Source organism: Staphylococcus sp. EG-SA-2 (assembly GCF_017152085.1).
Window position 1 is genome coordinate 1 of record NZ_JACYHC010000308.1, and the last position, 382, is coordinate 382.

Genomic DNA, 382 nt, shown 5'->3' on the forward strand with positions numbered 1-382 from the left:
TGTTAGTAGATCATAGGGTTGATGATAATATTAAAGCTGAAAACGTTATATTTATTGGCCTTTTGTGTAAACATGGACATTGGCATGCAGTCATTTATGACATTGCTCAAGACAAAACTGCCGAACTCGAAATTGAAAATATTATAGATATTTCGTATTCATTCGGTAAGACGATTCAAACCAGAGACATATCCATTGATAACTATCATCAATTTTTAAACCCCATCGATTCCTAAACTATGGAGTCGATGGGGTTTTATCTACGCATAAATACTTATTACTGATATAACGAAAGAAACAAAATTATTTGCTATATGTAATGCAATTGTTGAACCTAGGTTTCTTCCAGATTTTAAATAAGTGAAAACTAATATGATGGATA

The 382-nt window shown here is 31.2% G+C and carries 2 pseudogenes; one reads left to right on the forward strand and one right to left on the reverse strand.

From position 1 onward, the window contains the following. Positions 1–236, forward strand: a pseudogene (locus IDG60_RS03030) (helix-turn-helix transcriptional regulator); the annotation flags it as partial. Between the two features lie 24 nt (positions 237–260). On the opposite strand, the pseudogene IDG60_RS03035 reads toward IDG60_RS03030, so the two are convergent. Continuing rightward, a pseudogene (locus tag IDG60_RS03035) lies at positions 261–382 on the reverse strand (CPBP family intramembrane glutamate endopeptidase); the annotation flags it as partial.